The 21,204-nt window shown below is 65.1% G+C and carries 15 protein-coding genes and 3 tRNA genes; 14 read left to right on the top strand and 4 right to left on the bottom strand.

Annotated elements, in window-relative coordinates; translation table 11 throughout:
• Window positions 1-288: 288 nt before the first annotated feature.
• Window positions 289-1,992: a dihydroxy-acid dehydratase gene (gene ilvD / locus OL239_RS06820; protein ID WP_268911234.1), complete on the bottom strand. Its 1,704-nt coding sequence runs from the start codon at window positions 1,990-1,992 to the stop codon at window positions 289-291.
• A gap of 159 nt (window positions 1,993-2,151) precedes the next feature.
• On the opposite strand from ilvD, the gene OL239_RS06815 reads away from it, so the two are divergent.
• The gene (locus OL239_RS06815; protein WP_268911233.1) at window positions 2,152-2,592 is read left to right on the top strand and encodes a hypothetical protein; all 441 of its coding nucleotides are present in this window, start codon (window positions 2,152-2,154) and stop codon (window positions 2,590-2,592) included.
• Between the two features lie 58 nt (window positions 2,593-2,650).
• Here the strand turns inward: OL239_RS06815 and OL239_RS06810 are convergent, their stop codons facing one another.
• Window positions 2,651-3,607, bottom strand: coding sequence for a 2-hydroxyacid dehydrogenase (locus OL239_RS06810; protein ID WP_268911232.1), 957 nt, complete (start codon window positions 3,605-3,607; stop codon window positions 2,651-2,653).
• A 145-nt stretch (window positions 3,608-3,752) separates the two neighbouring features.
• Here OL239_RS06810 and OL239_RS06805 point away from each other — a divergent pair, with 145 nt between their 5' ends.
• The 3 genes from OL239_RS06805 to OL239_RS06795 all read left to right on the top strand — a co-directional run bounded on the left by OL239_RS06805 (window position 3,753) and on the right by OL239_RS06795 (window position 4,772).
• Complete coding sequence (locus OL239_RS06805; RefSeq protein ID WP_268911231.1) at window positions 3,753-4,262, top strand: hypothetical protein; 510 nt, start codon at window positions 3,753-3,755, stop codon at window positions 4,260-4,262.
• Between the two features lie 112 nt (window positions 4,263-4,374).
• Window positions 4,375-4,445 (top strand) — tRNA-Lys (locus OL239_RS06800).
• A 252-nt stretch (window positions 4,446-4,697) separates the two neighbouring features.
• Window positions 4,698-4,772: transfer RNA gene (locus tag OL239_RS06795), tRNA-Lys, on the top strand.
• Window positions 4,773-4,984: 212 nt separating this feature from the next.
• Here OL239_RS06795 and OL239_RS06790 read toward each other — a convergent pair.
• Window positions 4,985-5,578: a MarR family winged helix-turn-helix transcriptional regulator gene (locus tag OL239_RS06790; protein ID WP_329609373.1), complete on the bottom strand. Its 594-nt coding sequence runs from the start codon at window positions 5,576-5,578 to the stop codon at window positions 4,985-4,987.
• 145 nt (window positions 5,579-5,723) lie between these two features.
• Here OL239_RS06790 and bcp point away from each other — a divergent pair, with 145 nt between their 5' ends.
• The 6 genes from bcp to OL239_RS06760 all read left to right on the top strand — a co-directional run bounded on the left by bcp (window position 5,724) and on the right by OL239_RS06760 (window position 11,314).
• The gene (gene bcp / locus OL239_RS06785; protein ID WP_268911230.1) at window positions 5,724-6,191 is read left to right on the top strand and encodes a thioredoxin-dependent thiol peroxidase; all 468 of its coding nucleotides are present in this window, start codon (window positions 5,724-5,726) and stop codon (window positions 6,189-6,191) included.
• A gap of 66 nt (window positions 6,192-6,257) precedes the next feature.
• Window positions 6,258-6,339 (top strand) — tRNA-Leu (locus OL239_RS06780).
• A gap of 285 nt (window positions 6,340-6,624) precedes the next feature.
• Window positions 6,625-7,326 (top strand): fasciclin domain-containing protein, encoded by a 702-nt coding sequence (locus OL239_RS06775; protein ID WP_268911229.1) that lies wholly within the window; start codon window positions 6,625-6,627, stop codon window positions 7,324-7,326.
• Between the two features lie 265 nt (window positions 7,327-7,591).
• The gene (locus OL239_RS06770; protein WP_268911228.1) at window positions 7,592-9,268 is read left to right on the top strand and encodes an ABC transporter substrate-binding protein; all 1,677 of its coding nucleotides are present in this window, start codon (window positions 7,592-7,594) and stop codon (window positions 9,266-9,268) included.
• A gap of 97 nt (window positions 9,269-9,365) precedes the next feature.
• Window positions 9,366-10,370 (top strand): ABC transporter permease, encoded by a 1,005-nt coding sequence (locus tag OL239_RS06765; protein WP_268911227.1) that lies wholly within the window; start codon window positions 9,366-9,368, stop codon window positions 10,368-10,370.
• Complete coding sequence (locus OL239_RS06760) at window positions 10,367-11,314, top strand: ABC transporter permease (RefSeq protein WP_268911226.1); 948 nt, start codon at window positions 10,367-10,369, stop codon at window positions 11,312-11,314. Before OL239_RS06765 ends, OL239_RS06760 begins: the two co-directional genes overlap by 4 nt.
• 95 nt (window positions 11,315-11,409) lie before the next feature.
• Here OL239_RS06760 and OL239_RS06755 read toward each other — a convergent pair whose 3' ends face one another.
• The gene (locus OL239_RS06755) at window positions 11,410-13,212 is read right to left on the bottom strand and encodes a dipeptide ABC transporter ATP-binding protein (RefSeq protein WP_268911225.1); all 1,803 of its coding nucleotides are present in this window, start codon (window positions 13,210-13,212) and stop codon (window positions 11,410-11,412) included.
• A gap of 216 nt (window positions 13,213-13,428) precedes the next feature.
• Between OL239_RS06755 and OL239_RS06750 the strand changes: the two genes are divergently transcribed.
• The 4 genes from OL239_RS06750 to OL239_RS06735 all read left to right on the top strand — a co-directional run bounded on the left by OL239_RS06750 (window position 13,429) and on the right by OL239_RS06735 (window position 21,198).
• Window positions 13,429-15,141, top strand: a complete 1,713-nt coding sequence (locus tag OL239_RS06750; protein ID WP_268911224.1) for an ABC transporter substrate-binding protein — start codon at window positions 13,429-13,431, stop codon at window positions 15,139-15,141.
• Between the two features lie 66 nt (window positions 15,142-15,207).
• Window positions 15,208-16,698: a malate:quinone oxidoreductase gene (locus OL239_RS06745; RefSeq protein WP_442864237.1), complete on the top strand. Its 1,491-nt coding sequence runs from the start codon at window positions 15,208-15,210 to the stop codon at window positions 16,696-16,698.
• Window positions 16,699-16,848: 150 nt separating this feature from the next.
• Window positions 16,849-20,064 (top strand): efflux RND transporter permease subunit, encoded by a 3,216-nt coding sequence (locus OL239_RS06740; RefSeq protein ID WP_268911222.1) that lies wholly within the window; start codon window positions 16,849-16,851, stop codon window positions 20,062-20,064.
• 24 nt (window positions 20,065-20,088) lie between these two features.
• Window positions 20,089-21,198, top strand: coding sequence for an LLM class flavin-dependent oxidoreductase (locus OL239_RS06735; protein ID WP_268911221.1), 1,110 nt, complete (start codon window positions 20,089-20,091; stop codon window positions 21,196-21,198).
• Window positions 21,199-21,204: the final 6 nt, after the last annotated feature.

Below are 21,204 nucleotides of genomic sequence, written 5' to 3'. Positions count from 1 at the left end.
GGGGTTCGCGCGTGACGTTCTTGCAAGCTCGGCGGTTAGGCCACGCGCTTGGTAAGGACGACGGGTACGATCTGCATACCGTTCAGTCTTCCCAACCCCTGTGGCACTGTCAACTGAAACCGTTCCGGGTCTCACTATTTGGACAGCTGGTCCGCATCATGGACGCGCCGCCGGCCCCGCTGACATCCGCGCCAGCGGGTGCCTTCCTCCATAAGGCGGCAGGGCTTAATAAAGGTGAAACCGAGGGCCCCGGCTCGCAGGCGCTCAGCGCCTGCGAGCCGGGAGGTTTCACCCGCAGTACGCGCCGGTGGAGGCCGAGTTGACCAGCTTGGTGTACTTGCCCAGGACGCCGGTGGTGAACTTGCCGGGCAGCGGCTTCCAGCCAACCTTGCGCGCTTCGAGTTCTTCGGCGTCCACCAGCAGGTCAAAGCTGCGGGCTGCGATGTCCACGCGGATCCGGTCACCGTCCTTCACGAAGGCGATGGGGCCGCCGTCGACCGCTTCCGGAGCCACGTGGCCGATGCACAGGCCGGTGGTGCCGCCGGAGAACCGGCCGTCGGTCAGCAGCAGGACATCCTTGCCCAGGCCGGCGCCCTTGATGGCGCCGGTGATGGCGAGCATTTCGCGCATGCCCGGGCCGCCCTTGGGCCCTTCATACCGGATGACGACGACGTCGCCGGCGTGGATTTCGCCGTTGTCGAGGGCATCCAGCGCGCCCTGCTCGCGTTCGAACACGCGGGCGGTGCCTTCGAAGATGTCGGCGTCGAAGCCGGCGCTCTTCACCACGGCGCCTTCCGGTGCCATGGATCCGTGCAGGACGGTGATGCCGCCGGTCTTGTGTATCGGGTTGTCCATGGCGCGCAGGACCTTGCCGTCGGGATCCGGCGGATTGATGGAGGCCAGGTTTTCGGCCACGGTCTTTCCCGTGACGGTAAGGCAGTCGCCGTGGATCAGGCCGGCGTCGAGCAGTGCCTTCATGATGACCGGCACGCCGCCGATCTTGTCGACGTCGTGCATCACGTAGCGGCCAAACGGCTTCAGATCGCCCAGGTGCGGGATCCTGTCGCCGATGCGGTTGAAGTCCTCCAGCGTCAGGTCCACGTGCGCTTCGCGGGCGATGGCGAGCAGGTGCAGGACGGCGTTGGTGGACCCGCCGAAGGCCATGGTGACGGCAATGGCGTTCTCGAAGGCCTTCTTGGTCATGATGTCGCGGGCGGTGATGCCCTTGCGCAGCAGGTTGACCACGGCTTCACCGGACTTGCGGGCAAACTCGTCGCGGCGGCGGTCAGCCGAGGGCGGAGCGGCGGAGCCGGGCAGCGACATGCCCAGCGCCTCGCCAATGCAGGCCATGGTGTTGGCGGTGTACATGCCGCCGCAGGCACCTTCGCCGGGGCAGATGGCGCGCTCAATGGTGTCCAGGTCCTTCAGGCTCATCTTGCCCGCGGCGCAGGCGCCCACTGCTTCGAACGCGTCGATGAGGGTCACCTCGCGCTCGGTGCCGTCTTCCATCTTGGCGAAGCCGGGCATGATCGACCCGGCGTAGAGGAAGACGCTGGAGAGGTCCAGGCGGGCCGCTGCCATGAGCATGCCGGGCAGTGACTTGTCGCAGCCGGCCAGCAGGATGGAGCCGTCCAGCCGCTCGGCCATCATCACGGTTTCCACGGAGTCGGCGATGACCTCACGGGATACGAGGGAGAAGTGCATGCCCTCGTGCCCCATGGAAATACCGTCGGACACGGAAATGGTGCCGAACTGCATCGGGAATCCGCCGCCGGCGTGGACGCCTTCCTTGGCGCCCTGGGCCAGCCGGTTCAGGGAGAGGTTGCAGGGAGTAATTTCGTTCCAGGAACTGGCGACGCCGATCTGCGGTTTGGCGAAATCGTCGTCTCCCATCCCCACGGCGCGGAACATGCCCCGTGCCGGGGCTGCGTGGATCCCGTCGGTGACTACTCGGCTGCGGGGTTTGATGTCAGGGGTGTTCTCCAAGCTCATGTTTCGATCTTAGGACCTGTGCGCCGCTCCCCGGAGCATGTGACGGGCGTACGCGCCGGTTGTTACGGGACATGAACAGTGTGGAACGACCCTGTTTCCTCTGGTGTCTTCCCGGGCGGGACTTCCGCCGATCGGGGCAGGTGTTCGTAGACTGGGGGAATGACTTCGGCACCAGCATTCCGCGACCAGCCCTCCAGCGATGACATCAAGGCAGTGCTCCGGCATGTGTTCGAGTCGCAGATTCCCAACTACGGCGACTACAACCTGGTCTGCGCCGGACCCGGCGGCGACGGGGCGGAGGACTACTACGTGGTGGGTTACCGCTGGCGTCCGGCAGAACTCGTGTTCGCTCCGTTCGACACCGCAACCCTGGCCGGGCTCGAGCCTCCCACAGCCGTGAACTCCACGAACCTCTCCCACACGGAGGAAGTCAATACCGGAGACTTCGAGGTCGGCACAAACACCGGACGCATCTTCCGCTTCCAGGTGCAGGCGAGCGCCCCACTCCCGGAGTACGGGGACAGCCTGCGGATTATCGAGCAGGCCGCCGACCTCGAGGACTTCGGGGCCTTCGTGGATCACTTCCTGACCCTGGCCTGAGCCCCGGGTCCGCCCGGCCGGGCGGATCCGGGTCACCCGGCCGGGCGGCCGCCGTCGATCAGCTCCACGGGCCGCGCCGCACCAGGTTCAGGGGCTCCTCTCCCCGGCCCAGCCGCTCGACCTGCTCCTTGAGCAGTTTGCGGATCCGCGGCACAAAGGCCCCGGTGTTCCCGCCCACGTGCGGGGTGATGAGGGCGTTCGGGGCCTGCCACAGCGGATGGCCGGCCGGCAGCGGTTCGGGATCAACGACGTCGAGTGCGGCATACAGGCGGCCGGACAGGACTTCGGCGGTCAGGGCATCGGTGTCGACGACGGGGCCGCGTGCCACGTTGACGACAAGTGCACCGTCCGGCAGCGCCGCGAGGACCTCCTTGTTGACCAGATGGTGCGTGTGTTCGGTCAGCGGAGTGATCACCACCAGAACCTCGGCATCGCCGGCGAGCTCCACGAGCTCCTCCGCACCATGGACGGCACCGTGGTCATCGGTGCGCGCGCGGCTTCCCACCCTCGTCAGCTCGACTTCGAACGGCTCCAGCCGCTGTGCGATGGCCGCACCGATCCCGCCGACCCCCACCAGCAGGACCCTCCGGTCCGCCAGCCCCGGGAAACGGCGGCTGTCCCAGGTTTCGCTTTGGGCATTGCGGACCGCGGCGTCCACGCCGCGGAGCGAAGCCAGCATCAAGGCCACGGCAAGCTCCGCGGTACCGGCCACATGGACTCCCGCGGCGCTGACGACGGCGACGCCGGGTCCCACGAGTTCGGGCAGGCCGTCATAGCCGGTGGACTGGGCCTGCAGCATCTTCAGGTTGGGCACCCGGTCCAGGGCTTCCTGCCAGTCGCTGCCGGCACCGTAGGGCAGCACGACGGCGTCGATCTCGTCATAGGCGAGCCCCTCAGGCTCCCCCACAACGTCCCAGACACCCGCACGGATGCCTTCCGGCAGCGGGCTCACGGCCTCCAGGAGTTCTTCAGTGGGCAGGGTGATGGTCCGGACCGGACGGAATTCCTCATTCATGCCAGACAGCCTAGCGCCCGGGCCCCGGACACCCGGGACTCTGGACACTGCACCGAAACCGGCCGTAACGTCAAGGAGCGGCCGGAGTTGTCCCGGCGTCCGGCTCCCGCACCGATGTACTCCCGCATCCCAGGAAGGCAACGATGTGAAACGCTCCCTGTTAACCTCCGCAGCCGTCCTTACCGCGGCGGGTCTCAGTGCCGCCGGGGGCGCACTGGTGCGGCGGATCCTGCGCAATAGTGCGGTGCAGCAGGCCACGAGGATCAGTGCCGAAGATGCAGGCACCGGGCCGCTTCCCGTACTTCCAAGCCCCGGATCCCCTCCGGCCGGCGCCGATTCGGAAAATCAGAAAGCCCTCCCCGTTACTCCGGTCCCGCGCGATACCGTCACGGCCGTCGGCCCCGGGCCCGGCGCCGGCATGGACACCTCAGACGCGGAGGTTCCCGGCGCCGATTCCGGTGATCCCCTTGAGCCCGCCGACCCCGCCGATCCCGGCGCCGATTCCGGTGAGCCCGCCGGTCCCGAGGACCCGCGGCCGGCGAGGACCTGGGTGGTGGACAACAGCTCCGACTGGGACGGAAGCCCGCTGGAACTGGTGGTTTCGCCCGCCGAAGCCCGCCGCTGCTGGGACCATCCCGGCAGCGCCCGTCCCTAAAGGAGGGGGCGGCAGACCGCGTTTTTCTTTTCCGGAAAGTGCTGGTAATGTTTCATGTCGTTGCGGAGAGCAAATCGGGCGGAAATGCGCGGTCTACTCGCCAAAACAAAAGGCACCTCTAGCTCAATTGGCAGAGCATCTGACTCTTAATCAGAGGGTTCCGGGTTCAAGTCCCGGGGTGCACAAAGAAAACCCCGCGGAGCCAGGATCATTTCCAGGCGCCGCGGGGTTATTTTTTGTCCACGGACGGGACGCCGCCGCCAAGGGCTGTTTGCGCCCGCCGGACGGCACCGGCGCCCCACCGGCATGATTTAGCTCTCACTTCGGCAGGCACCGCCCGAACGGTTAGCCGCAGCCCGGAAACACTGGTAGTGTTGTCTGTCGTTGCGGATGACAAACCGCCGGTTCAAACCGGCGAAGGTCACTGCGGCAAATGCACCTCTAGCTCAATTGGCAGAGCATCTGACTCTTAATCAGAGGGTTCCGGGTTCAAGTCCCGGGGGTGCACCACATCAGGGAGCGGCTCAACCGGTGAAACCGGCAGAGCCGCTCTTTTTCTTGCTCCGCCGGCTTTTCCTGCTCCGCCGGTCCCGGTGGTGCCACCTCCTGGCGGATCAGTAAGCACACGGCTTTCCCGGCCGCAGGCCACCCCGGGCCGGAGGACCGCAGCAAACAAAGAGGCGCACCCCTGAGGGGTGCGCCTCGATGACTTTGAGTATCCGCTAAGCGGTTTCGGCAGCCTTCGGCGCGGTTTCGGCGTCGTCGCCGGGTAAAGCGTCGTCACCGGGTAAAGCGTCGTCACCGGGTAAAGCGTCGTCACCGGGTAGGATCTCCGCAGCAATTTCCTCCAACGGCACCGCCGGGATGGGCAGCCCCGGAACATCCACGGCAAGCTGCCAGCGGGGGTTTCCCAGTTCCCTAATAACATTGCGCAGCTGCCCGCGCAGCTCTTCCGACATCAGCTCCCCGCCCTCAATAAGCGTGCGCTCGATGTTCTGCGCCTCACGCAGCGCCTCCACTCCCTGCGGGGTAATGGATACCATGTGGCTGCGTCTGTCCAAGTCATTTCGAACCCGGGCAACGTGGCCGTGGGCTTCGAGCCGCGAGAGAGTCTTTCCCATTGTCTGGGCCTGGACCCGGACAAGCTGGGCCAGATGGGCCTGTGTCATGGTTCCCTGGGAGTCCAGAACTCCCAACGCGATCACTCCGGCGTGCGTGACGCCGATTCGAACAAGCCTTTCGTTCCAGGCGTGTTCAACCAGACGTGCCGCGGTCGACAACAGGCGACCTGTGGGCCAGTGCTCCATATCGGGCATAAAAGAGGACTCTTCCTTTCAACATGAGGATTCGACGGCCGATCGGATAACCTACAAATCCACCACAAACTAGGATAGCCACCCATGCCGTGCGCTGTCGCGCTGTAACACCGCCACAGCGCCGATTGATACCAAGGAGAGACCTATGCCCCGCCTGTCCCCCGGCGAAACAGCCCCCGATTTCACGCTTCCGGCCACCGGTTCCGCAACTGTCTCGCTCTCCGATTTCCGCGGCCGCAGCACCATCGTGTACTTCTATCCCGCTGCGGCCACTCCCGGCTGCACCACCCAGGCCTGTGATTTCCGGGACAACCTGAACAAGTTCCAGGACGCCGGATACGCCGTCGTCGGCATCTCCCCGGATTCGGTGCCCAAGCTGGAGAAGTTCGCCGAAGCGGAACATCTCACCTTCCCCCTGCTGTCCGATCCGGACCACGCCGTCGCCGAGGCGTACGGAGCCTGGGGCGAGAAGAAAAACTACGGCAAGACCTACGAGGGGCTGATCCGCTCGACTGTGGTCGTTGACCCCGAAGGCGCCGTTTCACTGGCCCAGTACAACGTGAAGGCCACCGGCCATGTTGCCAAACTGGAGCGTGATCTCGGACTGGCCTAAACCTCGGGTACACTGGAGGCTGGTTTTGCGCCTTTTCGCGGATTTTGCGCGGCAGCCCAGGCCTGAGCGCGAGTGGCGGAATTGGTAGACGCGCTGGATTTAGGTTCCAGTGTCTTCGGACGTGTGGGTTCAAGTCCCTCCTCGCGCACTCACTTGTGATGAGTCGAGACATCGTTTACGGATGAGTCGCGGCACAAGTAACACCCCGGTCTTCGGACCGGGGTGTTTTCTTTTGCCCGGAGTCACTGCAGCCTGGCGGTTCCCGGCTCCCGTCCCCTTCCCATCCCCGCTGTGACGTGGCCAAAAACTTTTCCACCATGCAACCCATCCGGATCCGGACCCGGCCCGAAGACCTTCTGAGACCCCGCAGCAAGGGGTGTTCACACCAACCAGGGGAAACCGCCAAGCGGGACCCCGCCAGAAGGAGAAAACAATGGCTTTCAAGACCCGCCGGAATATGTCCATCCTCGGAATCGCCGCTGTCTCCATGATGGGAATGGCCGCCTGCAGTACCGATTCTTCCGACACATCCTCCGAAAGCTCGGAATCGGGGATGGCATCGGAGTCCAGCATGTCGCCGTCGGCCTCGGAATCCATGAGCCCGGACGCAACCGCAGGCGAATCCATGAGCGCCGATCCGGCAGCCAACCTTGTTGGCGCCAGCTGCGCCGACTACGCCGCGGCTGTTCCCGAGGGGCCGGGTTCCGTTGAAGGCATGTCCCTGGACCCGGTGGCCACCGCTGCCTCCAACAACCCCATGCTGACCACCCTGACCGCCGCGGTCTCGGGCCAGCTGAATCCGGACGTCAATCTGGTGGACACCCTGAACGGATCCGAGTTCACGGTTTTCGCTCCGACCGATGACGCCTTTGCCAAGCTCGACCCCGCCACCCTGGAAACCCTGAAAACCGACCCCGACCTGCTGTCGGGCATCCTCACCTATCACGTGGTTCCGGGCCAGATGACGCCGGACGAGCTCTCGGGCATGTACGCCACGGTTAACGGCGCCGAAGTCAACGTCACCGGCTCCGGTGACAGCATGATGGTCGACGATTCCGCCGTCGTCTGCGGCGGGGTCCAGACCGAAAACGCCACGGTGTACCTCCTGGACACCGTCCTGATGCCGGCAATGTAGGCCCCGCCGCCCCTCCGGGGCAGCCGCGTTACCGCAGCAGTCGAAGGCGGGCACCCCTTCCGGGGTGCCCGCCTTTTGCGTGATCAAATTGTGACCCCGCCGGAGGGGAAATACGTCAAGATCCGGTGCAACCCATTAGGCTCTGTCCATACGTTTGTGTCGCACGACACACATTGGACAACATGCACCGCGCGGCGCCCGCCGTTTTTGCACGGGTAACACTCGCCCCAGAGGAGTTAGAACCATGTTATTTGCTGGCCGAACCATGAACGGGGCCCGCCCCAAGCGGCGGGCTGCCGCGATCACCACAGGAATAGCGCTCAGCGCCCTGATTCTTTCCGGCTGCGCCCAGAGCGAGCGCGAGGAGGGATCGGACGACGCCGGCACCGCCTCCGAGGTGGACGGAACCTTTGTGTTCGCAGCGTCCTCCGACCCGAAGTCCCTTGATCCGGCTTTTGCCTTTGACGGGGAGTCCTTCCGCGTCAGCCGCCAGATCTTCGAAGGCCTGGTTGGCGTTAAGGCAGGAAGCGCAGACCCTGAACCGCTGCTGGCCAAGTCCTGGGAAACATCCGAAGACGCCCTGACCTACACCTTCCAGCTTGAAGAAGGCGTCACCTTCCATGACGGCACTCAGTTCAATGCCGAGGCTGTCTGCGCAAACTTTGACCGGTGGTACAACTTCACCGGCATCCAGCAGGCCGACAGCGTCTCCTACTACTACGGCAAGCTGTTCAAGGGCTTCTCCGATTCCCCCGAAACCGCCACCTACAAGTCCTGTGAAGCGACCGGCGACTCCGAGGCCGTGGTCACCCTCGCCAAGCCGTTTGCCGGTTTCATTGCTGCTCTGTCCCTGCCTGCTTTTGCCATGCAGAGCCCGGCAGCCATGGAGGAGTTCTCCGCCAATGACGTCACCGGTACGGCGGAGGCCCCGAGCCTGAGCGCATACGCCAAGGAAAATCCCACCGGCACCGGCCCTTTCAAATTCGAGACCTGGGAAGTGGGCAACCAGATTACCCTCTCGGCCTATGAGGACTACTGGGGCGAGCAGGGCCAGGTCACCGACATCATTTTCCGGGTCATTGACGATCCCAACTCCCGCCGCCAGTCTCTGGAAGCCGGAACGATCGACGGCTATGACCTGGTGGCTCCGGCCGACACCCAGGTGCTGGCCGATGCCGGCTACAAGGTTGTTGCCCGTGAACCCTTCACCATCCTCTACCTCGGCATGAACCAGAAGGTGGAGGAGCTGGCGAATCCGCTGGTGCGCCAGGCGATTGCCCATGCGATTGACAAGCAGGCGCTGGTGGACCAGACCCTGCCGGAGGGCACCAAGATTGCCAGCCAGTTCATCCCCGACGTCGTCAACGGCTACAGCGAGGACGTCGCCGAGTACGAATACGACCCGGAAAGGGCCAAGGAACTGCTGGCCGAGGCGGGCTACCCGGACGGCTTCACCCTGGACTTCAATTACCCCACCGGTGTCTCCCGCCCGTACATGCCGACCCCCGAGCAGGTCTACACGAACATCACCGCGCAGCTCGAAGAAGTGGGCATTACGATCAACCCGCAGCCGAACAAGTGGTCACCCGATTACCAGGACCGGATCCAGGCCACCGAGGACCACGGCATCCACCTGCTGGGATGGACTGGAGACTACAACGACACCGACAACTTTGTGGGCGTGTTCTTCGGACAGGAGAAGCCGGAGTTCGGCTTCAACAATCCTGAAATTTTCTCCGCCCTGGAGGAAGCCCGCCAGGTGAGCAACCTCGAGGAACAGACTCCGCTGTACGAGCAGATCAACGAGGATATTGCGGAATTTGTGCCGGCCATTCCGCTGGCCCACCCGGCCCCCTCACTCGCCTTCTCCGAGCGCGTGGATTCCTACCCCGCCAGTCCGGTGAGCGACGAAGTATTCAACAAGATCGAACTCAACAAGTAGCAGCACTGGGCCGGGGTCTCCTCTTCGGAGATCCCGGCCCTTTCCCTGTTTCCATTTCCTTCATCCAGCGCGCACACCACGCTGAGAAAGGACATCTGTGCTGCAAGTCATCGGCAAACGCCTTCTCATGCTGATCCCCACCCTCATCGGTTTGTCCATCCTGCTATTCGTTTGGGTCCGCAGTCTTCCCGGCGGTCCGGCCACGGCACTTCTGGGAGACAAGGCGACTCCCGAAGCCATTGCCCGAATCAATGCCGCGTACGGCTTTGACCGCCCCCTCCTCGAGCAGTACTTCACCTACGTCGGCAAGCTCCTGCAGGGCGACTTTGGTGTCTCCACGGTCACCGGAAGGCCCGTACTGGAGGAGTTCGCCACTCGTTTCCCGGCCACGCTGGAGCTCGCCGTCGTGGCCCTGATCTTCGCCATCGGCATCGGGATCCCGCTGGGCTACCTCGCTGCCACCCACTACGGCCGGTTTTGGGACCACTCCTCAGTGGTCCTCTCCCTGCTCGGCATCACCGTTCCCGTGTTCTTCCTGGCGTTTATCCTGAAGTGGCTCTTTGCCATCCAGATTCCGATTTTCCCGCCGGACGGCAGGCAGGATCCGCGCATTGACGCAACACACGTCACCGACTTCTATGTCCTGGACGGGTTACTAACCCGCGAATGGGACGCCTCCTGGGACGCCCTGATGCACCTCGTGCTCCCGGGCATCGCTCTGGGCACCATTCCGCTGGCCATCATTGTGCGCATCACGCGGGCATCCGTCCTGGAGGTCAAGGGTGCCGATTACGTGCGGACCGCCCGGGCGAAGGGACTGATGGAAAAGACCATCCGCGGCCGCTTTGTGCTCCGCAACGCCATGCTTCCCGTGACGACCACCATCGGTTTGCAGACCGGCCTGCTGATTTCCGGGGCCGTGCTGACCGAAACCGTCTTCGCCTTTAGCGGGGTGGGGAGGTTCCTCCGGGACGCCATCTTCAATTTGGACTATCCGGTCCTGCAGGGGTTCATTATTTTCATCGCCATAGCCTATTCACTGATCAACCTGATTGTTGATATTTCCTACGGCTTCATCGACCCGAGGGTGAGGGTGCAATGAGTACAGTTCTCCCACCGGCCCCCGGCGGTGCCATCGGGCCAGAGCAGCCGGCGGCAGCCGGGGCCGACACCCGCGGCACCGGCATGTGGCAGTCTGCCTTCAAGCGGCTGCGGCGCAACCCTGCGGCGATTGCCGGAGCAGTCATCGTTGGCCTGTTTATCCTGGTGGCCATCCTGGCGCCGCTGCTGGCCCCTTTTGGCGGTGATGACCTGCCCGGGCGCACTGACATCACGCCCACGTCCATCCCCGGTCCCGGTGACATCGAGGACTATCCGCTGGGACTGGACCGCTTCGGCGGCGACGTCCTGTCCAAGCTGATCTGGGGCGCCCGGGCCTCCCTGATCATCGGAATCGTCTCCACTGCCCTGGGGCTGGCGGGCGGCATGCTGCTGGGCCTTATCGCCGGTGGGTTCGGCGGCTGGGTGGACAACGTCATCATGCGTTTTGTGGACATCCTGCTGTCCGTCCCGAACCTCCTGCTGGCTGTGAGCATCGCCGCGATCCTGGGTCAGAACACCTACGCGATCATGATCGCCATCGGGGTATCGCAGGTGCCCATCTTTGCCCGGCTCCTGCGCTCATCCATGATTTCCCAGCGCAGCGCCGACTACATCCTCTCCGCACAGTCGCTGGGATTGAGCCGGCGGACCATCACCATGAGCCATCTGCTGCCCAACAGCATGGGCCCGGTGATTGTGCAGGGAACCCTGACCCTGGCCACCGCCGTGATCGACGCCGCCGCGCTGTCCTTCCTCGGCCTCGGCGGCGGCAAGCCGCAGACCGCCGAGTGGGGACGGATGCTGACCTACGCGCAGAACGAACTGGCAGTGGCGCCGCAGCTGGCGTTCCTGCCCGGCATCTGCATCGCCGTGACGGCCCTGGGCTTCACGCTTCTGGGTGAGTCCCTGCGCGAGGCGCTGGATCCGAAAACACGGAAGAAGTAAGCAGCACGCGGCCCCGGCCGCGCACACACTAAGAAAGGTGCCGCCCGGACGGGCGGCACCTTTCTTAGTGTGTGCGGTTCTGGATCCGGTCCGGGTTAGGAAGCCAGTTCGCCCTCGCCGATGTTCAGCTCGTTGCCCGGGATGGAAGCCAGCAGCTTGCGCGTGTACGGGTGGCGGGGATTGGAGAAGACCTCCTCGGAGGACGCCGCCTCCACCAGTTCCCCGTCCTTCATCACGCAGACATAGTCGGAGATCAGGCGCACCACGGCCAGGTCATGGGAAATGAAGAGGTAGCTCAGCCCGAGCTCGGCCTGCAGATCCCCCAGCAGTTTCAGGATCTGGGCCTGGACCAGCACATCCAGTGCGGACACCGGCTCGTCGCAGACAATCAGTTCCGGCTTCAGCGCCAGTGCCCGTGCAATGGCAACACGCTGACGCTGCCCGCCGGAAAGCTCCGCCGGGTAGCGGCCCAACATTGACTGCGGCAGCGCCACTTGGTCCATCAGCTCGCGCACCCGGGCGTCACGCTCGCTCTTGGTGCCCCGCTTGTAGGTCTTCAGCGGCTCGTCCAGGATTCGCTGGATGGTGAACATCGGATCCAGCGAGGAGTACGGGTCCTGGAAGATCGGCTGGACCCGCTGCCGGAACTCACGCAGCTTGCCCTTCTCCAGGCCCCCGACGTCGATCCCGTCAAAGGTTATCGAACCGCTGGTGGGCTCAATCAGCTTCAGCAGCATCCGTGCCGTGGTCGTCTTGCCGGAGCCGGACTCCCCGACGATCGCAACCGTCCTGCCGCGCGGAATGTCCAGCGTCACGTTGCGGGCGGCGTAGAAATCGTCGGACCGGCCGCGGATCTTGTACACCTTGGTCAGGTCGCGGATTTCCACGATATTGTCCGGAGCCGCGGTGCCGTCCGCGGCTGCCTGCGGTCCGGCGCCGCCGCCGGCTTCAGCGGCTGGGGCGGCAGCGGAGCCGTCGCCCCCGCCGTCGCCTGCCAGCCCCGCCGCGCCGGAATGCTCGGCGTAGACCTCTTCGGCCAGTTTCAGCCGCTGCGCCGCCGGCACGGTGAAGGCACCGGGGCTTAGCCGCACCGCCGCCACGCTGGGGGCAGCGGACACCAGAGCCTGGGTGTAGGGATGCCGCGGATCCTCCAGCAGCTGACGAGCAGGTCCCGTTTCCACCACCAGGCCCCGGTGCATCACCACCAGCTCGGAGGCGCGTTCGGCCGCCAGCCCCAGGTCGTGGGTAATCAGCAGCACCGAGGTTCCCAGTTCCTCGGTCATTTTGCCGATTTGGTCCAGGATGGTGCGCTGGACCGTCACGTCCAGGGCCGACGTCGGTTCGTCGGCGATCAGCAGCCGCGGACGGCAGGCCAGGCCGATGGCGATCAGCGCGCGCTGCCGCATGCCGCCGGAAAACTCATGGGGGTACTGCTTGGCGCGTTCGGCGGCGTTGGGCAGGCCCGCAGCGGTCAGCACCTCGATCACCTTGCGGTCCACGTCTTTGGAGGTTGCCATGCCGTGCACCAGCAGGGTCTCGGCAACCTGGGTGCCGATCTTCGTGACCGGGTTCAGGTTGGACATGGGATCCTGCGGCACCAGTCCGATGGACCGGCCCCGGATAGCCCGCATTTTGGCCTCGGGAATCCCCGCGAGTTCGGTCCCGTCGAAACGGATGCTGCCGGAAACAACCCTGCCGTTACCCGGCAGCAGGCCGATGACAGCCATTGCGGTGGTGGACTTTCCCGAACCGGATTCGCCGACGATGGCCAGTGTCCGGCCCCTGCCGATCGTAAACGAGGCGTTCTTGACCGCCTGGACTTCGCCGTCGGTCGTGCGGAAGTTAACCGCGAGATCGGTCACCTCAAGCAGGGGATTATCAGGGCTCATTTCAGTCATTTCCCTATCCTGCCTTACTTGGAGCACTGGTGTGAGCCGTGTCTCACCGGCCTTTACCGGTTTTTTATCATTTAGACTGGCAATCCATGCAAAACAGCCCCGGAGTGACGGGCCGCTTTGCACGGGACCACGGATCGGCGCACCATTGGGCAGCGCCACCGGCGAACACCGTTAGATAAAACCAGGGATGGAGCGTCCCGGAGGAGAACAGCAGCTGTGACAGATCCCGGCATCGGCCGCCGCTCCTTCCTTCGGGCCGGTGCCCTGCTCGGCGCCCTGGCCGTCGCCGGATGCACCGCCACCCCGCCCGACAGCGAGGCGACCGCATCGGCATCCGCAACCGGCACCGCGGGGGTACCCGACGCCACCTTTACGTTCGCCACCGCGGCCCGGCCCGCGGGCCTGGATCCGTTCCTGGCCACGGACACCGAAAGCCACCGGGTTACGCGCCAGATCCTGGAGGGGCTGGTCGGCGTTGATCCCCTGACCTCCGCGCCCGTGCCGCTGCTGGCCGAGAGCTGGACCCAGTCGGAAGACGGCCGGACCTATACGTTTAAGCTGCGCAGGGACATCACGTTCCACGACGGGGAACCCCTCAACGCCGACGCGGTGTGCGCCAATTTTGACCGCTGGTACAACCTGCCGGCCTCCACCCGAGGCTCCGGCCTGCTGGCCTATGAGGCTGTTTTCAATGCCTATTCGGACAGCCCGGCACTGGCGGTGTACAAATCGAGCACCGCCGTGGACGAATACACCGTCAGCGTTGAGCTGGCCACCCGCCTCGCTTCGTTCATTCCCGCACTGGCCTCGCCCGAATTTGCCATCTCCTCCCCCAAAGCACTGCAGCAGTTCGGCGCCGATGCCCTGACCACCGACAACGGCGGCCAGCGGATCTCCGACTACGCCACCCGGCCGGTGGGCACCGGCCCCTTCGCCTTTGACTCCTGGAACGGAGACGAAGTTCGCCTGGCGGCGTATCCGCAGTATTGGGGAGAGCGCGGCAGGATTGGCACGCTCGTCTTCAAGGTCATGACCAGCCCGGCCAGCAGGCTGCGCGCACTCAAGGCCGGAGAAGTGGACGGCTACGACCTCGTGACCGTCTCCGACGTGGATGACCTGGCCCGCAACGGCATGCAGATCCTGCAGCGTGATCCGTATTCGGTCCTGTACCTGGGCATCAACCAGGCGTTCCCCGGCCTGGACGACATCAAGATGCGCCAGGCTATAGCGCACTCCATCGATAAGGCCGCGCTCCTGGACGGACTGTTCCTTAACGGCACCAAGCAGGCCAACCAGTTTGTGCCCGAAAAGCTCGGCGTGAGCTCCGGATCCGTCACCAGCTACGGCTACGATCCCGAGCGGGCTGCGGAGCTGCTGGAGGAAGCCGGCTACGACGGCGCCGAGCTGCCGTTCCACTATCCCCGCCATGTGACGCGCGCCTACCTGCCGACGCCGGAGCGTGTGTATGCCGAACTCAGCCGCCAGCTCACAGCAGTTGGCCTGAACATCAAGCCGGTCCCGGTGGAGTGGTCCGACGACTACGTGCAGAGCGTGCAGCGCGGCGGCGACCGCGCCCTGCACCTGTTCGGCATCAGCGGCACCTTTGACGATCCGGACAACTTCGTGGGAACGCTCTTCGGCAGCTATACCGAGGAATTCGCCTACGACGACGCCCAGTTGCTGAGCAAGCTAGACCGGGCCCGCACGCTGGAATCCGGGGCGGAACAGACCGAGGCCTACACCGCCATCAGCGACCGCATTTCCACCCGCGTCCCCGCTGTTCCGCTGGCCTTTCCCATCTCAGCGCTGGCCTTCTCCCCCCGCGTAGCGTCCTATCCCACCTCTCCCTGCTCAACGAGGTCTTCAACCGGATCGAGCTGCGCGAAGCGTAACTACCCGCAGGACCGTACTCCGGCAGGCAGGATGTGATTTTAGTCAGGGCCCCGGGAGCGATACGCTTCTGGGGCTAGCGCCCTCGCGACTGGAGATATGAAGTTGACTGCTAATAGCCCCGCGGACACGTCCGCAACGAAAACCGATGTACTGCTGATCGGCGGCGGCATCATGAGCGCGACCCTTGGGGCGTTCCTGAAGCAGCTCGCGCCGGACTGGGACATTTCCCTCTTTGAGCGCCTGGACCGCGCCGGCCTGGAAAGTTCCGACCCCTGGAACAATGCCGGCACCGGCCACGCCGCACTCTGCGAACTGAACTACAGCCCCGCCGGCCCCGACGGTTCGGTTGACCCGGCCAAGGCCGTGGGGATCAACGAACAGTTCCAGGTGTCCCGCCAGTTCTGGTCCCATATGGTCTCCTCCGGCCACATTTCGAACAACTTCATTAATCCGCTGCCGCACATGAGCTTCGTCTGGGGTGACGCGCACTCCGAGTATCTGCGCCGCCGCTACGAGTCGCTCAGCGCACAGCCGCTGTTCAAGTCCATGGAATTCTCCGAGGACCATGCACAGCTGGCCGAGTGGGCGCCGCTGACCATGGAAGGCCGCGACCCCTCGCAGCGCGTTGCTGCTTCCCGCGTCGCCGGCGGCACCGACGTCGACTTCGGTGCGCTTACCCGCGAGCTGACCGGATATCTGGGCAGCAACGGCGTGGAAATGAACTACGGCCATGAGGTCAACAACGTCTCCCGCGCCTCCAACGGCGGCTGGGACGTCAAGGTCAGGAACCGTGCCACCGGACAGTCCCGCACCGTCTCCGCCCGCTTCGTCTTTGTCGGCGGCGGCGGCGGCGCCCTGCACCTGCTCCAGGCCTCCGGCATTCCCGAGGGCAAGGGTTTCGGCGGTTTCCCCGTGTCCGGCCAGTTCCTGCGCTCCACCGACGAGTCGATCATTGCCCGCCACAACGCCAAGGTGTATGGCCAGGCCTCGGTGGGGGCCCCGCCCATGTCCGTTCCGCACCTGGACACCCGGTTCGTCAACGGCAAGCGTTCCCTGCTGTTCGGCCCGTACGGCGGCTTCTCCCCCAAGTTCCTCAAGAGCGGTTCCTTCCTGGACCTGCCCGGATCGGTGCGCCCGGACAACTTGGTGCCGATGCTGGCGGTCGCCAAGGACAACATGTCGCTGGTGAAGTACCTGGTCACCGAAGTACTGAAGACCCGCGAGGGCAAGACGAAGGCACTGCAGGAATTCATGCCCGGCGCCGTGACCGAGGGCTGGGACCTGATCACCGCGGGCCAGCGCGTTCAGGTCATCAAGAAGGACCCGAAGAAGGGCGGCGTGCTGCAGTTCGGCACCGAACTCATCACCGGGGCGGACGGTACCATCGGCGCCCTGCTGGGCGCGTCCCCCGGCGCATCCACCGCCCCGCCGATCATGGTCAACCTGCTCAAGCGCTGCTTCCCCGCCGAATTCCCCGGCTGGGAACCCAAGCTCAAGGACATGATCCCGGGCTACGGCGTGAAGCTCAACGAGAATGAGTCCCTGCTGGAAGAACTGACCAAGGACACCAACCGCGTCCTCGGCCTGGGCTGACCCGCAGGTACTGCCAGAAAAAATAGTTTTCCCGTTGGACCGGGTTGACCCATCCGGCCGGCCCGGTCCAACGAACGTTCAGTGCCGGAACCGCGTGCGCTCCGGAGTTTTGCCGATCTACGTCAGTTCAGCCCTTCCGAAGGCAGGCTCATGGACCGTTTGGCTAAGTTCTCGCTCTCCAACCGGGCGCTCATCGCCCTGATCACGGTGTTCATCGCTGTCTTCGGCGTGATCTCCATGGGTTCCCTGAAGCAGGAGCTCATCCCGTCGCTGGAGTTTCCGCAGATCACCGTGATCACAGCCCTGCCCGGCGCATCACCGGAAGTGGTGGACAAGCAGGTCAGCGAACCGCTGGAAGGCGCGTTAACCGCCGTCGAGGGCCTGGAATCCTCCTCCGCCACCTCACGGTCCTCGATCTCCACCATCAACCTGACCTTCGCCTACGGCACCGACCTGGACCGTGCCCGGGGCCAGGTGGACCGGGCCATCTCCAACGCCCGGCAGCTGCTGCCCGAGGACACCAATCCGCAATCCCTGGCCGGCAGCATCAGCGACTTTCCCGTCGTGTACCTGGCCGTATCCTCCGACCAGCCACTGGCCGAGCTCAACACCGAGCTGCAGCGGCTGACGGTTCCGCGCCTGCAGAAAATCGAAGGCGTCCGCACCGCCGAGGTCACCGGCGGGGCCAGCCGGAGCATTGCCATCCTTCCCGACCAGGCCGCGCTGGCCGCCCTGGGCGTTGCGCCGTCGGCGATTTCCGGGGCCCTGGAAAACAGCGGCGCCCTGGTGCCGGCCGGCACGGTTACCGAAGAGACTCGGTCCCTGCCGATCCAGGTTGGCAGCCCGCTGGACAGCCTGGAGAAAATCGAGGCGCTGCCGCTCGAGTCCGCACAGGATTCCGGGCGCGGGGACGACGACGCGCCGGTGACCATCGGCGACGTCGCCTCCGTGGACATCACGGAGGACCAAAACACGTCGATCACGCGCACCAACGGCGAACCCACGCTGGCCGTATCCATCACGAAGACCCCCGCGGGCGATACGGTGGGCATCTCGCACGAGGTCCTGGATTTGCTGCCGTCGCTGCAGGATGAACTGGGCAACGGGGCCACGTTCACCGTGGTCTTCGACCAGGCACCCTTCATCGAAGAGTCCATTTCCAACCTAACCACGGAGGGCATCCTGGGTCTCGGCTTCGCCGTCCTGGTGATCCTGGTCTTTCTGCTGTCGGTCCGCTCCACCCTGGTGACCGCCGTTTCCATTCCGCTGTCCCTGCTCGTCACCTTCATTGGCCTGCTGGCCTTCGGATATTCGCTGAACATCCTGACCCTGGGCGCCCTCACCATCGCGATCGGCCGCGTGGTGGACGACTCCATCGTGGTGATCGAGAACATTAAGCGGCATCTGGGCTACGGCACGGACAAGCGGACGGCCATCCTGACCGCGGTGCGCGAGGTGGCCGGCGCCATCACCGCCTCCACGCTCACCACCGTGGCCGTGTTTGCACCGATTGCCTTTGTGGGCGGGCTCTCCGGTGAACTCTTCCGGCCGTTTGCCATCACCACCTCCCTGGCGCTGCTGGCTTCGCTGCTGGTCTCCCTGACCATCGTGCCCGTGCTGGCGTACTGGTTCCTGAAGTCCTCCCAGCCGGTCGCCGATCCCGCCGCCTACCGGGCCGAAGTGGAAGCCCGGGAATCCCGGACCCTCCTGCAGCGCGGCTACCTGCCGATCCTGCGCACCACGCAGCGGCACCCCGCCTATACCGTTGCCGCCGGACTCGTGGTCCTGGTCGGCACCGCGGCCATGACCCCGCTGCTGCAGACCAACCTGCTCGGAGACACCGGGCAGAACACCTTCAGCGTGCGGCAGGAGCTGCCGCCGGGCACCTCGCTGGAAACCACGTCGGCGGCGGCCGAAGAGGTGGAGGAGGTGCTCGGCGGCACCGAGGGCGTCAAGGACGTCCAGGTGACCATGGGCACCTCAAGCTCCGGCTTCGCCGCCTTCACCGCGGGCGGGTCCGCGGTGGCGTCCTTCACCGTGATCACGGAGCCCGGCGTGGATCAGGTGGCGCTGCGGGAAACCGTGAGCGATGAACTGGACAACCTGGACGACGACGCCGGCACCGTCACGCTGGGCACCACCGGCGGCGGCTTCGGCACCTCCAACACGGTGGACATCAGCCTGTCCGCCGGAGATCCCACTGATTTGCAGCCGGCCTCCGACCAGCTGGTCGAGGCCATGTCCGCGCTGTCGTCAGCCGGCGAAGTAACCAGCAACCTCTCCTCGTCCTCCCCCGTGGTGCAGGTGTCGATTGACCGGGCCAGGGCCGTGGAAGCCGGTCTGAACGAGCAGCAAATCGCCGGACTGGTGGCCTCCACCCTCAGTCCGCTGCCGGGCGGGACCATCCGGATCGGCACGGATGATTTCCCGGTCCTCATTGGTGAAGGCACTGCCGTGACGAGCGTTGAACAGCTCAGCGCGGTGCCCGTGCCGGCCGGCTCCGGGACGGTGCCGCTCAGTTCGCTGGCCACCGTGGAGGAAGTGGATGTCCCGACGTCGATCTCGTCCTCCGGCGGCGAGCGCACCGCCGTCGTCTCCGTCTCCCCCGCGGATGACAACCTAGGCGCGGCCATTACGGAGGTCCAGAACGAGCTCGCGGAGCTGGAGCTGCCAGCCAGCGTCACCGCCACGCTCTCGGGTGCCGCCACGCAGCAGAACGAGTCCTTCACTCAGCTGGGTCTGGCCCTGCTCGCAGCGATCGCCATTGTCTACGTGATTATGGTGGCGACCTTCAAGTCCCTGGTCCAGCCGCTGATCCTGCTGGTGTCCGTTCCCTTCGCGGCGACCGGAGCCATCCTGCTGCTGCTGGTCACCGGCGTGCCGCTGGGACTGCCGTCCCTGGTGGGCATGCTGATGCTGGTGGGCATTGTGGTGACCAACGCCATCGTGCTGGTGGACCTGATCAACCAGTACCGGCGTCCGCACGACGGCCAGCCGGGGATGAACGTGGCCGACGCCATCATGCGCGGTGCCCGGCAGCGGCTGCGGCCCATCCTGATGACGGCGCTGGCCACCGTTTTCGCCCTCACGCCCATGGCGCTGGGAGTGACCGGGGAGGGCGGGTTCATTTCCCGGCCGCTGGCCATCGTGGTGATTGGCGGGCTGGTTTCTTCCACCATCCTCACCCTGATCCTGGTCCCGGTCCTGTACCGGCTGGTGGAAGGCTCCGGGAGAAGCGGGCCGGACGGCGCCGGCACTCCGCAAATCACACCGCGGACCGGGCTGCCGGCGTTTGACCGGGCCGGGAATGATTCACGGCTAAGCACCGTTGTCGCACTATGTAGATGCAAATGCATATACTTGTAGGTACCAGCCACTTTGGAGGACACCATGCAGATCGGCGTATTCAGCGTCAGCGACATCACCCGCGACCCCGTCACCGGGCGAATTCCCACCGAGGGCGAACGGATCAAGGCCGCCGTCGCCATCGCGAAGAAGGTCGAAGAAATCGGCATGGATGTGTACGCCACCGGCGAGCACCACAATCCGCCGTTTTATGCCTCCTCCCCCACCACCCTGCTGGGCTACATCGCCGCGCAAACGGAGCGGATCATCCTCTCCACCGCCACCACGCTGATCACCACCAATGACCCGGTGAAGATCGCCGAGGATTTCGCCATGCTCCAGCACCTCGCCGACGGCCGGGTGGACCTGGTCCTGGGCCGCGGCAACACCGCCCCCGTGTACCCGTGGTTCGGCAAGAACATGCAGGACTCGGTGGAGCTGACGGTGGAGAACTACAACCTGCTGCGCCAGCTCTGGGACAACGAGACGGTGACCTGGGAAGGGAAGTTCCGCACTCCGCTGCGCAACTTCACCGCCACCCCGCGCCCGCTCGACGGCGTTGCCCCCTTTGTGTGGCACGGATCCATCCGCACGCCGCAGGTCGCGGAAATTGCCGCCTACTTCGGTGACGGCTTCTTCGCCAACAACATCTTCTGGCCGAAGGAGCACTACATGCAGCTCATCAGCCTGTACCGCGAACGCTACGAGCACTACGGCCACGGCCGCGCGGACCAGGCAATAGTGGGCCTGGGCGGGCAGTTCTTCATGCGGAAAAACTCCCAGGACGCCGTCAATGAGTTCCGCCCGTACTTTGACAACGCTCCCGTGTACGGCCACGGCCCCTCCATGGAGGACTTCACGGCCCAGACTCCGCTGACTGTCGGCAGCCCGCAGGAAGTTCTTGAAAAGACGCTGTCCTTTCAGGAGTACTTCGGCGATTACCAGCGCCAGCTGTTCCTGATCGACCACGCCGGCCTGCCGTTGAAGACCGTCCTGGAGCAGCTGGACCTGTTCGGCGAGTACGTGCTGCCCGAACTCCGCCGCGAATTCGAGTCCCGCCGCCCGGCTGACGTGCCGGAAGGCCCTACGCATGCCGCGCGGGCAGCCGCCCGTAGCGCAGCGTCACGTACCTCTGCAGTGCCTTCTCTTCAGTAGGCTGGA

This window comes from Arthrobacter sp. ATA002, from assembly GCF_026898095.1.
GTDB lineage: Bacteria > Actinomycetota > Actinomycetes > Actinomycetales > Micrococcaceae > Arthrobacter_B.
The sequence above is the reverse complement of the archived record's forward strand: the minus strand, read 5'-3'. Positions and strand labels throughout refer to the sequence as shown.

Coding starts and splice junctions, on each gene's coding strand:
- ilvD (WP_268911234.1), bottom strand. CDS start 1,992: ATGAGCTTGGAGAACACCCCTGACATCAAACCCCGCAGCCGAGTAGTC.
- OL239_RS06815 (WP_268911233.1), top strand. CDS start 2,152: ATGACTTCGGCACCAGCATTCCGCGACCAGCCCTCCAGCGATGACATC.
- OL239_RS06810 (WP_268911232.1), bottom strand. CDS start 3,607: ATGAATGAGGAATTCCGTCCGGTCCGGACCATCACCCTGCCCACTGAA.
- OL239_RS06790 (WP_329609373.1), bottom strand. CDS start 5,578: ATGCCCGATATGGAGCACTGGCCCACAGGTCGCCTGTTGTCGACCGCG.
- bcp (WP_268911230.1), top strand. CDS start 5,724: ATGCCCCGCCTGTCCCCCGGCGAAACAGCCCCCGATTTCACGCTTCCG.
- OL239_RS06775 (WP_268911229.1), top strand. CDS start 6,625: ATGGCTTTCAAGACCCGCCGGAATATGTCCATCCTCGGAATCGCCGCT.
- OL239_RS06770 (WP_268911228.1), top strand. CDS start 7,592: ATGAACGGGGCCCGCCCCAAGCGGCGGGCTGCCGCGATCACCACAGGA.
- OL239_RS06760 (WP_268911226.1), top strand. CDS start 10,367: ATGAGTACAGTTCTCCCACCGGCCCCCGGCGGTGCCATCGGGCCAGAG.
- OL239_RS06755 (WP_268911225.1), bottom strand. CDS start 13,212: ATGACTGAAATGAGCCCTGATAATCCCCTGCTTGAGGTGACCGATCTC.
- OL239_RS06740 (WP_268911222.1), top strand. CDS start 16,849: ATGGACCGTTTGGCTAAGTTCTCGCTCTCCAACCGGGCGCTCATCGCC.
- OL239_RS06735 (WP_268911221.1), top strand. CDS start 20,089: ATGCAGATCGGCGTATTCAGCGTCAGCGACATCACCCGCGACCCCGTC.